The sequence below is a fragment of the Lentzea waywayandensis genome (genome assembly GCF_900115955.1).
GTDB classification, from domain to species: domain Bacteria; phylum Actinomycetota; class Actinomycetes; order Mycobacteriales; family Pseudonocardiaceae; genus Lentzea; species Lentzea waywayandensis.
On record NZ_FOYL01000015.1, the window covers coordinates 1 to 12,949 of the forward strand.

The window sequence follows — 12,949 nt, forward strand, 5'->3', positions numbered from 1 at the left end:
GCCGCGCATGCTCGTGTTCGGCGCGATCGACTTCGCCGCCGCGATGGCCCGGCTCGGCGCGTTCCTCGGCTACCGGGTCACCGTCTGCGACGCGCGACCGGTCTTCGCGACCCGCAGCCGTTTTCCGGAGGCGGACGAGGTCGTCGTCGCCTGGCCGCACAAGTACCTCGAAGGCGAAGCGTCCAAGCTCGACGAACGCACGGTGATCGCCGTTCTCACGCACGATCCGAAGTTCGACGTGCCGCTGCTGGAAGTCGCGTTGCGACTCAAGGTCGGCTACATCGGAGCGATGGGGTCCCGGCGCACGCACGAAGATCGGCTGGAACGGTTGCGGAAAGCGGGTCTGACCGAATCCGAACTTACGGCGTTGTCGTCGCCTATCGGGCTCGATCTCGGCGCCAGAACCCCGGAAGAGACCGCAGTTGCGATTGCCGCCGAGATCATCTCCTTGCGGTGGAAGGGAACCGGACGCCGCCTCACGGAGATCAACGTACCGATTCACCGGTGATCGGGTTGTTGGACCGGCAACACGGCGAAGGCCGGAGTGGCCCTCGCCACCTAAGCGCCGATCTTCTGGCGCCCCGATCTGTCGTATGCCTGTTCGTCCAGGTGGCCGCCGTGCTTGTGGTGCGTGGTCTTCACCCCGGCGTAGCGTGAGATACACGATCGCATGTGCGGGCGGCTTGCCGTCCGACCGCTCGTCCCGCACGCCCTCACTGCGGCATCGACTGAGCCCGCAGCACCTGGCCGACCACCCGACCAGGTGCGACAGCGACTGAGTAGTTACTTCGGTACGAGCCTTAACTCGCGAGATGCGCGAAGTACGATGATGAACGCTCGCCGCAGCCATCAGCGCACTCCGGCTTCCCAAGGAACGTGGGTCTACATCCCCTTCCACGGGGAACAGTTCCAGTGTGTAACTCCTCGAGTTTCCTTGCAGATTCGGAACCGCCAAATATCTTTGTAGTAGTTATGAGTAGAGCCTTTCACGATTGACCATGTTTCCGTTCTTGAATCATCATTATAGAAGTGAACATGAATAAAGACATCTTGATTATCGTTGCTGCCGTCCCACACCCAAACCCAGCTAGGAGAACCATTACCCGGATTATTGTCAACTTCAGCTTGATCGCCGCTCCAGCTGATGGACTTCCTCCAAACAGCCGATGCCGGAGGGGTAGCAATGCCAGCCGTTGCGATGGCCAATGCGAGCGCGATTGCGAATCGAGCCGCCTTCTTGACACTCAGTATCGTCGACCTCCTCATTCAAGCCCGAACAAACCTCGGGACTCCCGATAGAGCCTGCCCAAATAGGCCACTATTCAACTCCAGCAGCACAGCATCGACACCCAAAAGAAACACAACATAGGTGTTCTTTGGGAACGCGCAATAATACGATACCCAACGGCCGCGTCAATCCACACTAGGAGTGTCCGGCCGGGCACACACTCTTGCCCTTCTACTTCTGACACGGCCATTCGATCAGACCGAAGTTGCGATTGCGGCCGAGATCATCTTCTTGCGGCAGAAGCGAACCGGACGCCGGCTGACTGACCACGACGTGCCGATTCATCGTTGATCGGGTTGTTGAACTCGTAAACAGGCAGGAGGCTGGACTGGCTCTCGACACACAGCGCATCCTCTGGGACGGTTCATGCACATCTCGGTCTCGTCGACGGAGTGACTCACGCCGACGAGGCCGAACCCTTTGGGGTGTCACAACTCTGCGCCGGACCGTTGATCTACGATGATCGTGCACGAATGCTGTACCTGATCTTCGCCCGACTCGCTGCCTGGCTGATCCTGCTCGCCGGGCCTCCGCAACCATGGACGTCGAAATGCTGGCGCCCCGACATGAAGTCGCCGTACCGCGCCGGACCACTCCCCGCCCGCGGCTGGACTGGACCGACCGTGCGGTGCTTGCCGCGCTGGAGCGACTGCTACCAGACTGGCCACGGGACCGCCGGCTGATAACACCAGACACCGTACTGCGGTGGCACCGAAACCTCGTCGCCAAATGGACTTGTCCGAACCCGACTGGCCGCTCGATCAACGCCTCGACGACAAAAATCACAACAGCGGACGCTGGTGACCAGAGCGCGAAAGTGACACGACAAACACGGCAACCCAGACGGGACTGATATCCCGATCAGGCTTTTACCGTTCCCGCCGGAAAGGCTGACAGCCGTCCACGGCAACAGCGTTCCCAGGCGAGTAGCCAAAGAGATCGCCGTGAGGCCCTTCTCCTCTTCCGGGGAGTGCTCACCGGACTGGTGCGGCCGCTTCGCGGCGCCGATCGGTTGCGCCGCCAGGAACCCAATTTACCGGCGGAGTCGATTTTGCTGTCTGCATCCATCGGGTCATGTGGATCATGCGGCGTCGGTGTGCCCGCACCGTTGCCGGCGCATAACCCCTGTACCCAACCACCCCGGTGAAACTCGCCGCGAACGGCGTCAGCGGCCCAGAGATCTCCAACCGCGCACTTGACCACATCATGATCTTTTCTCTTGTCTCTTCCGCAAGAGCCGGGGAAAGTCGCTGCAGGCGGCGAGGATCGCGCTGTGGTCGTGCAACAACAACGAAGGTGCCCTGCACCTCGGGAGCTACCTGGTCAGCCACGGCCGGAACGTGCGGGTGATGATCGACGGCCGACAGCCGGCGTCAGAAGATCTTCAACGACGGTTCCCTGCGGACGGCGTTCGGCGAGCATGTCGAGCGCGTTGTCACCTTGGTCGGAGAGCCGCATGACTTCTGCGAACTGGAAGAGTTGTTCGCCAATGAACTCTGGGCCCGCATCGCGAACGAACTCTGGCCTCGCGAGAACCGGACGCCGTGGACCGCTGCCGGTTTCGAGGCGCACCGCGGTGGCAAGTTCAGCGCGGACGTCCAGGAGATGCCGCAAACCCAGAGCCCGCAGGGGCAGGCGACAAGCCAGCCATGATGGTCGGCTTGGCGCTCTCCCTACGCGGCCCCGACGAGGTACCGCGCCAGCTCCGGGAGGTCTTCCAAGAGCTCTCCGAGTCAGCTGGCTAATATGCGCTTCCCAGCTCGCTCCTGAGAGTCGGATGGACCCCGCCGGCGCTCCAGCATCCGGCTTTTGCGCTGCTCATCGGTCGGAGGCTCTCACTGGTGTCATCCGGCGGGAAGCTTCCACCGCCGGTAGCGCTCCCGCTCGGCGACACCGCACCACCGGCACCCGTTCGGAGCAGTCAGATCCCAGCCACGACCACGCCCGCTACCTGTCATCGGCTCTCCCGAATCCGCTACGCATGTTGTATCGCGCACCACCGACATTTTCGCTCAACCGAGGTGAACCGGCAGCTCAACGACCTGTTCAACCTTGAGGAGTACGCTGCACCATCAGACTGTCGACTCCACCAACATCCGCAGCATCAGCTACGTCGCCACGTCCGCTGTCCTCGAGATGACTTTCAAGAACGGCCGCACCTATAAGTACGACGCCGTCCCGACCGAGGTTCACGTCGCGTTCCTCAACGCTGCCAGCAACGGCAGTTACCACCACGCGAACATCAAGGTCCGGTACCCGCATCGGCAGGTCGGCTGAGCGACAGAGATGCCGACAGTCTTCGGCGGAGTTTCGTGTTGAGGTTGAAGGAGTAGACGACGCCAGCTGGGTCATAGCGGAAGGTGTTGCCGGAAGTCGCTGCTCCCGCGGGAGTCTCCTCTACCTGAAGCGGCGACGCGTCCGCACGACTCAACCGAACCGCCGACGTCCTTGGCATCCAGGTTGGACAAAGTCCCGCGTTGACCGTGGCGCTAAAGGTGTTCGTGGAGCCAGACAGCTTCAGCTTCGTCGGCGTGTCGATGTCAGACGGCGGCCGAACAGGAACCGGGAGCCGGAGCCAGACCTGCTAGAAGCGCGACGTCACAACCAAGATTCCGTGTGACCGTTGGGCTGCCATCGGATCGCAACACCGTGTCGGAGTCTGTTTCGCCTGCGCCTGGCCCGACGCAATCCGCATACTCCTCACCGGCCCCAGCGGCAGCGTTCGCGCTGAAGTTGAGCTGGTCGTGACCGCCCTGGCGGCTGCTGCCCCGACGACCGGACTCAACTGCGTGGCCCGAGTTCGAACGCAGAAGATGCCTGCCGCACTGGCCACAGCCTCCGGCCCGGCGAGCCACCAGCAGCTGGACAGACTGACTTCTGCCACAGCCATGACGCTCCTGCGTGCCATCATGGCCGACGCTGGTGTCCTGTCCGCAGGCGATGAACTGCTGACCAGGCTGGAACATTCCGTGGCACGCCGTATCGCCCGTTTCAAGGACCCGACCAGCCACAGATCCTGCGGAGCCCTTCGCTACCTGGCACCACCTCCAGCAGCTGCGCGAGACCGCCGTCCTCCAACGACTGGCTCGCCATCGACCTTTTCTCCTGATCGCACTGCTTCGTCACCTGGGTGGTCGTACGCGGCCACACCGGCGGCATCGAGATCCCCCGCTTCAGGAACGAGCATCCGCGAAGTCTTTCGCCGACCACTGCGAACGCTGGAACCTGGTCCGAGACTCCTCAACGACGACACGGCCGCGTCGCCGGACTCCCTACTCTGCTCCACGCACAACGCGCCGCGCGCATCACACAACTGACCACCAAGCATGTGATCATCAGCCAGAACGGCGTGGAACTCTCGCTGGCCATCACACCGATCTGGCTACCTCCGATGGTCGGAGACCTGGTCCTGGAACTACTTGCAAGCAGCGATGTCGACCCGCACCTGACCACGAGACCTGGCTCTATCCCGTGCCACGACTCGGCCGGCCGCTCCCTGCACGCGAGCTGCCCGGCCGAGATGCCTGCGCTGTACTCGCCCAACTGCTCGGAATCAGCCTCAAGCAGGCCAGCCGCTGGCTACACGACGCCGGCAACACCTGCCTACGCAGCCGAACTCACCCACCGTCACCGGCCAAGCAGGTGGTTGTTGACGCGCTAGACCAACGTTCTGGACATTTGTCACGATCAGTGGAACCAAACGAGTTGACAGCGAGCGAACGCAAGCTTGCTGAGATCGGCTCGCGGCACACACCTCAACTAGCAATCAAGCTCATTGGACCAAATAGCGCAACAGGGCTTTTTGGGCACGAAAAATGGCAAGATCGGGCATGGCCAGCCGACATCGCGTGATGGTTAGATTCACCCCTACGTCTGAGCCTGGACGCTCCGACGCAAAAGTCGATTAACTCAGAACTGAGGATTACGGTGGCGTTCTCTGTCTTTGTTGTGGTAATCGGCCTCTTATTCATGGGCGGAGGTGCAGCAAAGCTTGCAGGAGTTGCGGTGATGCGCGGGGATGCCAAGCGCTTCGGCTTCAACTACAGCGTCTACCGACTCATCGGCGCTGCCGAGCTTGCCGGCGGGCTGGCATTGTGCGCCGCGCGTTTTGCTCAGCAGCCGCTACTCGGCATCAGCGCGGCTATTGGCTTGACCGCGCTGATGTTCGGCGCGGTTGCGGTGCACATCAAGGCCAAGGACGCTGTGGCCAAGGCGGTACCCGCTGGGGCCTTCGGGCTCGCCGCAGCGGCGATCGCATACTTCTTCGCAGCCAGCTGAAATGTCGTTGCTTCACGCGCGAGCCAGTAGCGGACCCGATGAGCTGGCGTTTTCTGACGAGCATGTTCGTGCCCTGGATCCGATCCACTTTGATCGGTTCCTTCCGGTCGTGTGGCGGGCTAACACTGCTGGCGATGTATCGACGCTGCTCGCATTGATCCGGGAGATCGCTCCCTCGATGGCGGATGTCGAGCGAATGTCCGTTCCGGAGACTCTTGCCACCATGCGCGATCTTGGCATCCTGCTCGGGTCGATAAAGCGGAACGGCACAGAGCCGCTATCTGAGTTCTCCGAACTAGAGGCAGTACTGCGACTGATCGCTCAGCGCAGTGGATTGATTCCTCGCGACACCATCCACCACTACATCAGGTGGAATCCGATGGGGCGTCGGGAGCGGATGTACACCGGCCTGCCGATGGAACGGTTGCTCATGGCGGCGGTGCGGATCAGCTTGCCACGTCTCAGTGACGCCGTCGACCTGTGTGCCGTGCTCGACTCCGCGGAACCGGGTGACCTCACCTTCGCCCTGGCCACCAACGAGCTCGCCGCTTTGGTCGGGTCCATGGAGGACTCGATCGATACGGTCCTCGCCAACGTCACACCGGAGTTCTTCGCCAAGACTATGCGACCGTTCTTCGAGGAGATCCGTGTCGGCGACGAGGTCTACCTCGGCCCAGCCGCAGCACATGTACCCCTGTCCATCGTGGACCTTCTGGTGTGGGCGTGCGATCGCGGCGGAGACGAATACCTCGAGTTCGCTGACGACTCCGTTGTGTACGGCTTGCAGCATTGGAAGCCGTTGCACGGAAAGTGGCGCCGTACTAAGTCGCTCGTTACGCGGGTGACCGACGAACTCCAGCGGTGCTCGGCGGAGGAAGCGCTCCCGCTAGCGATGTACGCGAGCGCGGAGGCGCTGTGTCGCACGGTGCGGTCACTCATGGTGTTCCGGGGCAAGCATCTCACCATCGCGAAGAAGGCGTATGCGACTGACGTCGGGCTGTACGAACTCGGCAGTGGCGGCGGGAGCGTGGCGATGCTTGAAGCGATCACCAACTCGACCAGGGCAATCTCGACGCTGCTTCGACGATCCGTCACCACGCATCTGAAGGACGTGAGCTGATGGCGAGAACGGTGATCGCTGGCGCCGGCATCGGTGGCCTTGTAGCAGCCTTGAGCCTGCACCACAGAGGAATCAACGACATCGTCGTACTGGAGGCGGCACAACACATCGAGCCACTCGGCGTAGGGCTGAACATCCTGCCCAACGCGGTACAGGTGCTACGTGATCTGAACGTGCTCGACCAGTTGCTCCCACAGGCGGTTCAGACTAGCGAACTACGCTACTACAACTGTCATGGCGATCTAATCTGGGCTGAACCCAGAGGCACCGCGGCCGGATACGTGGTTCCACAGCTTTCGATCCATCGTGGCGATCTGCACGGAGTTCTGCTGGCCACAGTCAGGGAACGGCTAGGTTATAAAGCCGTTGTCATCGGGGCGGCGATCACAGATGTTGTCGAAGACGAGGCTGGCGCACACGCACGAGTCGGACACGCCGACGGTACCTTCACCGCCTTCTATGGTGATCTCGTGATCGGTGCCGACGGCATCGATTCCGCGGTCCGCACGGCACTCTGGCCGGACCAAGGCGCACCAGCGCGCAACGGGGTCGTCATGTGGCGTGGAACATCGTGGACAGAACCGTTCCTTGACGGACGCACCATGATCGTCAGTGGCGATGACGTCCGGCGCATCGTGCTGTACCCGATTCGCACCGATGAGAAGTCCGGCCGTGTGATGGTGAACTGGGTTGCAGCTCAACCCTCGCTCGGAGGCACATCCCCTCGGACCGGAGGCCCCTCCGATGTCGGGCGTCTCTCGTCGTCCTTCGCAGTGTGGAACTTCGACTGGCTGGACATCTCGGCGATCATCGCCAAGTCCGAGCAGGTGCACGAGTATCCGATGCAGGACCGCGATCCATTGCCGAGGTGGACGTCTGGTCGGGTGACCTTGCTCGGCGATGCGGCTCACGCGATGTACCCGATGGGCTCCAACGGCGCGACCCAGGCTGTGATGGATGCCTGGGTTCTTGCGACGGCGTTGGCAGAGCACGACTCCCTTGATGGCGCACTGCTCGCCTACGAGACCGAGCGCAGGCCGATAACCACCGAACTGCAGATCAAGAACCGGAGTATGGGGCCGGAAGCAGTGATCACTGTGGCACACGAACGAGCACCACATGGCTTCGCCAACGTGAACGACGTGTTCACGCAGGGAGAGCTCGCTGCCATCTCACAGAAGTACGCACTGGCGGGGAACTTCGACGTCGACTCGGTGAACAGACGAACCGGCCCCGAGATCTCACCAGAAGCGAGGCGCACGAGATGAGCACCAAGATGCCAGAGCACGCGTCGAGTTGGGGCGGTGCCAGCGGGGATCAAGCGATCGCAGTAGTGGGGATGTCCTGCCGTTTCCCAGGCGCCAACAACGTAGCCGCACTGTGGCAGTTGCTGCGGGAGGGGATGGACGCCACCAGCGAAACACCTGCGGAGCGCTACGACGCGAAGGCGATGTACTCGCCGCGTCCTGCACCAGGGAAGGTGATCAGCTTCCGCTCTGGGTACGTCGATGGCATCGCCGATTTCGATGCGGAGTTCTTCGACATGTCGGAGAACGAAGCCCGCAGCCTCGATCCGCAGCAGCGGCTTCTGTTGATGACAGCGTGGGAGGCGTTTGAGGACGCGGGACAAGTGCCTTCCGCGCTCGCGGGCAGCCGAACGGGTGTCTACGTGGGCAGCATGCACCTCGACTACTGGGACCTCGTCGCCAAACGCGGTATCGAAGCGATCAACCCTAGTTCGGTCTACAACCAGCGGTCGGTGCTCTCGGGCCGCCTGTCCTACACGTTCGATCTCCGCGGGCCGAGCGTCACCCTGGATACGGCGTGCTCGTCGTCGCTCGTCGCCGTACATCTTGCTTGTCAGAGCTTGCGTCTGGGCGAGACGAACATCGCGCTGGCGGCCGGCGTGAATCTCAAGCTCATTCCGGACGAGGATGTGCTGCTCTCTCAGGTTCGGATGCTGGCGCCGGATGGCCGGTGCAAGTTCGGGGACGCGTCGGCGAACGGGTTCGCACCGTCGGACGGCGTCGGTGTGGTGGTCCTGAAACGGCTCGCCGACGCACTCGCCGACGGAGATCGGGTGCACGCCGTCGTTCTGGGAAGTGCGGTTACCAATGATGGTGCCAGCAGCGGGTCATTGCTGGCACCATCGGTCGAAGGGCACGTGCAGATGCTGCGGTGGGCCTATGAGAACGCCGGAGTGAGACCCGGTGAGGTCGACTTCGTCGAGGCACACGGCACAGGCACGCCCATGATTGATCCGATCGAGTTCGCTGGATTGAGCGAAGTGCTCGGTGAGGAACGCGACCAAGACAGGCCGCTCCTGGTCGGATCCGTCAAGTCGAACATCGGCCACACCGAAGGTGCGGCGGGCATCGCGGCATTGATCAAGACGGCGCTGTGCCTGCGGCACCGCCAAGTCGTACCGAGCCTGCATCACCACACCCCCAACCCAAAGGTGCCGTGGAGCGAACTGCCGGTGCGAGTGCCGACCGAACCGCACCCGATCGTGCCTGTTGGCCGGCTCGCCATCGCAGGCATTAGCGGTCAGGGAATCTCATCGGTCAACTGCCACCTCGTGGTGGGTGAGGCTGACCCCATGTGGCGACGCGCATCCAAAGCTCACGTCACCCGGACGCTGCCGTTCGCAGTGTCCGCGCGTACGCCCGCAGCACTGGACGACATGCTGCGGCGCTACATCACCTATCTCTCGCCAGGTGGTCAGGGGCGCCAGGAATCTCTCCTCGACGTGTGCTTCAGCGCAGCGACGAGCAGGGAGCACCACGCTCATCGCCTTGTTTTCGACGCCACTACTGCGGATGAACTCGTGGACAGGATGGAGCGACACCTCGCAGGTCAGGCCGATGTGGAGGCCGCGACGGTGACGGCTGCGGTGTACCGCGCGGGCGGTTCTCCCGACTGGGCAGAGGTGTTTGAAGGTGAAGGCCAAGTTGTGTCGTTGCCGCACTACTCCTGGCAGACAATCAACTACTGGCTTGATGACGTAGCGGTGACGTCATGACTCGCGCAGCGGTGCTTGCCGGACTGGGGGCGTGGGCCCCGCCCAATGAGGTGTCCAACGACGAGGTGGCGGGGCTGATCGGTCGCGATGACGAATGGATCCGCGCCCGGACAGGAATCGGCAGCAGGCGGAGGATCTCACCTGGTACATCCACGGGAACGTTGGCTGTTGCCGCAGGCCGGCGTGCGCTGCGTTCCGCCGGAGTCAGGACCGTCGACCACGTCGTTCTGGCAACCACCACTCCAGACCGGATCACTCCAGCCACCGCGCCAGCAATCGCATCCGCGCTGGGACTTTCTGCGCCCGCATTCGATCTCAACGCGGCGTGCACCGGTTTCGTATACGGTCTTGCCGTCGCGTCGAGCCTGATCATGGCCCGTACTGCGGAGAGTGTGCTGTTGATCGGCGCCGACACGCTTTCCTCGATCACTGACCCCACCGATCCGATGACCGCACCCTTACTCGCGGACGGCGCGGGCGCGGTCGTCCTGCGAGCGGGGCACGCGGAGGAACTCGGTGCTCTACACGCGTTCGACTTGCATAGCGAGGGTGAGCACCTCGGATTACTCAAAGCCGAGCACGGGGAATCCGTCGTGATGCAAGGCCGGCAAGTCTTCATGTCTGCCGTGCAGAACATGGCGGCGTCATCGGCAGCAGCTGTTGAGGCTGCCGGCTACGCACTGTCTTCTCTGGACCGAGTCATCGGGCACCAGGCGAACATCAGAATCCTCCAGGCCATCGCCGACCAGCTCGGACTGCCACCAGACCGGCTGGTGACGAACATCGAGCGGTTCGGCAACACCTCCGCCGCGTCAATCCCACTTGCGATGGCGGACGGTGTCACAGCGAGCCAGCTGCACCCTGGCGAGCTCGTTCTGGTAACCGCATTCGGTGCAGGTTTCACCTGGGGATCGACGACGCTGCGATGGCCCGAACTCGCAGTGGAGAAAGTCGACTGAAGTGATCATCGAGGAGTCACCATGAATGAGAAATTCCGCAGATTGACCAGGGTACTGGAGCGTTGGTCCAAAGTGGCGAGCGAAGACATCACACCGCAGTCAGAGATAGATGGCGGTCTGGACATCGACTCCATCACCCGACTGGAGCTGGTACTCGCCATGAACAAGGAGTTCGGGCACACCTTCGACGACGTCGACGTCCTCGACGCAAAGACCGTGTCCGACCTGCTGAAACTCGTCCCGACATCTGACTGAATCGCACCCCTATCGTCCGCAGCGACAAAGGCAGTACTTGGGTTCACGCTCGCACGCCTTGCCCAGACATCCGCCAGCGCGCGCATGTGCGAATCTGCTGAGACTCAGTCTCATCACCCCGGTAGAAGTGTGTTCTGAGCGACGCGATTCCCAGTCCCGGTCAACTCCTCCGCCGACGAATCCCTGCCACATGCTGCTCAGCGCGAAGAATCTCTGAGATAGGTATGCGAATGCCTACGAATGCCTGTTCACACCATTTTCCACCCGCACATGGAGATCGCAGATTGATTTCTGTGAGTTTCCTGAAGCTGCCGAGTCTCGGTCCGACTCGCTTCGCCCGCACCGTGTGTTGACGACTCAACTATCGCGGGATCAGCTTCGCTGACCGGCAAGGCGCTCAGGGATTCCGCGGACAGGACCGTGCGACCGGTGAGGCCCGATCCTGTGCCGCTCGAAAAGTCATCACCGCAGCGTGGCAGCGCATCTCTCTCAGGCTGAGAGCATGCTCGGGTGATCGTGTCCCTGCTGCACAAGGTGACTGGAAGGTGCTGTCCGCCGCGTCGGTGTTGCTCCGCGGTGAGGCAGCGAAGCATGCGGAGCTTCTCGTGCTGCGGCACGAGAAGCCCGTGCTTCGCCGGCAGTTGGCCGGCCCGGTCCGCTACGAGCCGGCGGACCGATTCTGGTTCGCCGCGCTATCCAAGCTGATACCTCCTTCGCGCTGGCGCGAGGTCTTCCCAGTCACGCCCGGCACGGTGCTCGGCTGGCATCGCAGGTTCATCGCCTGGGAGTGGGACTACACCGCGCGACGAACCGGACGCCCATCCACCCGTGCGGCGATCAAGGCGCTTGCGCTTCGGCTCGCAGCAGAGAACCCGCGGTGGGGGCATCGGCGGATCCAAGGCGAGCTGGCCCAGCTCGGTCACCGGATCGCCGCCTCGACGGTCTGGGAGATCTTGAACGCGGCCGGCATTGATCCTGCGCCACGTCGATCCGGCCCCACCTGGCGCGAGTTCCTCACCGCTCAAGCGGAGGGCATCATCGCTGCGAACTTCTTCCACATCGACACCGCGCTCGGCAAGCGCCTGTACGCGTTGGTGTTCCTAGAACACGGCACCAGACGCCTGCACATCACCAGCGTCACCACCCGTCCGACACAAGACTGGGCTGTTCAGCAAGCCAGGAACCTCGTCGCCGACCTCGGAACGCGGATTGAGTCACTGCACTTCCTGCTGCGCGACCGCGACGGCAAGTACAGCGAGGTGTTCGACGCCGTCTTCGAAGCCGACGAACTACGCGTGATCAAGAGCGCGCCGCAAACACCACGGATGAACGCCCACTGCGAACGCATCATCGGCACCATCCGGCACGAGATCCTCGACCACGTCCTCATCATGGGAGAAGCCCACGCACGTCAAGTCCTCGCAGCCTACGAGATCCACTACAACAAGCACCGACCCCACCAAGCGCGCGGCCAGCTACCGCCCGAGGCTCAAGAACAACCCGCCGCCGTGCACGACCTCAAGGCCAGCAGGCTGCTACGCACCCGACTCCTCGGCGGACTCATCAACGAGTACAGATACGCCGCGTGACGTGCAGCGATGACTTTTCGAGCGGCACAAGGTCGATACGGAGAGGTTCGAGCACGTTCACGACTTCGACGTGACCGCCTCCTGCACCGGTCGACCCATTACCAGTCACGGCCCGTTGACCGCAGATGAAGTCAGAACGGGACGGTTGACGCCAGCTCAGCGTCGTTCGGTTCACCCGTTCGTGGTGACCCCATTTGGCGTTAGTCAAAACGAAGGAGCCAGTGCCTCCTTTTTGGCTCCTTCGTCAGCCTGTTGATCATGAAATTGATGATCAATCGAAGATCGTTTCGGGCGCACGAAGAAGCCCGCCGACCTGGGCTTTCAACCCAGAATCAGCGGGCTGATTCAGACCGTCGGGACGACAGGATTTGAACCTGCGACCCCTTGACCCCCAGTCGTGAAACGACCGAGCGGCGTGCTCCGGCCTGTTCTTCCAGG

10 protein-coding genes are annotated in these 12,949 nt (G+C 62.4%); all 10 read left to right on the forward strand.

Annotation, left to right across the window (positions count from 1 at the left end):
* The coding region (locus BM417_RS39055; protein WP_177320853.1) for an XdhC family protein at positions 1-508 on the forward strand (508 nt) is incomplete at its 5' end.
* Positions 509-2,728: 2,220 nt separating this feature from the next.
* Positions 2,729-2,941, forward strand: coding sequence for a hypothetical protein (locus tag BM417_RS39065; RefSeq protein WP_093604984.1), 213 nt, complete (start codon positions 2,729-2,731; stop codon positions 2,939-2,941).
* A gap of 399 nt (positions 2,942-3,340) precedes the next feature.
* Positions 3,341-3,565 carry a KTSC domain-containing protein gene (locus BM417_RS50000; RefSeq protein ID WP_093604986.1) on the forward strand — a complete coding sequence of 75 codons (225 nt, stop codon included), beginning with the start codon at positions 3,341-3,343 and terminating at the stop codon, positions 3,563-3,565.
* Positions 3,566-5,215: 1,650 nt separating this feature from the next.
* Positions 5,216-5,566 carry a DoxX family protein gene (locus BM417_RS39080; RefSeq protein ID WP_143138996.1) on the forward strand — a complete coding sequence of 117 codons (351 nt, stop codon included), beginning with the start codon at positions 5,216-5,218 and terminating at the stop codon, positions 5,564-5,566.
* A 1-nt stretch (position 5,567) separates the two neighbouring features.
* A complete protein-coding gene (locus BM417_RS39085; protein WP_093604990.1) occupies positions 5,568-6,686 on the forward strand; it encodes a monodechloroaminopyrrolnitrin synthase PrnB family protein in 1,119 nt (372 codons plus the stop codon).
* Entirely contained in the window at positions 6,686-7,954 is a 1,269-nt protein-coding gene (locus BM417_RS39090) for a flavin-dependent oxidoreductase (protein WP_093604992.1), read from the forward strand. The genes BM417_RS39085 and BM417_RS39090 overlap by 1 nt, the downstream gene beginning before the upstream one ends.
* On the forward strand, positions 7,951-9,708 hold the full coding sequence (locus tag BM417_RS39095; RefSeq protein ID WP_245822576.1) for a type I polyketide synthase: 1,758 nt from the start codon (positions 7,951-7,953) through the stop codon (positions 9,706-9,708). The genes BM417_RS39090 and BM417_RS39095 overlap by 4 nt, the downstream gene beginning before the upstream one ends.
* Entirely contained in the window at positions 9,705-10,667 is a 963-nt protein-coding gene (locus BM417_RS39100; RefSeq protein WP_177320854.1) for a beta-ketoacyl-ACP synthase 3, read from the forward strand. Before BM417_RS39095 ends, BM417_RS39100 begins: the two co-directional genes overlap by 4 nt.
* 21 nt (positions 10,668-10,688) lie before the next feature.
* Positions 10,689-10,922, forward strand: coding sequence for an acyl carrier protein (locus BM417_RS39105; RefSeq protein WP_093604996.1), 234 nt, complete (start codon positions 10,689-10,691; stop codon positions 10,920-10,922).
* A 545-nt stretch (positions 10,923-11,467) separates the two neighbouring features.
* The gene (locus tag BM417_RS39110) at positions 11,468-12,511 is read left to right on the forward strand and encodes an integrase core domain-containing protein (RefSeq protein ID WP_177320855.1); all 1,044 of its coding nucleotides are present in this window, start codon (positions 11,468-11,470) and stop codon (positions 12,509-12,511) included.
* Positions 12,512-12,949: the final 438 nt, after the last annotated feature.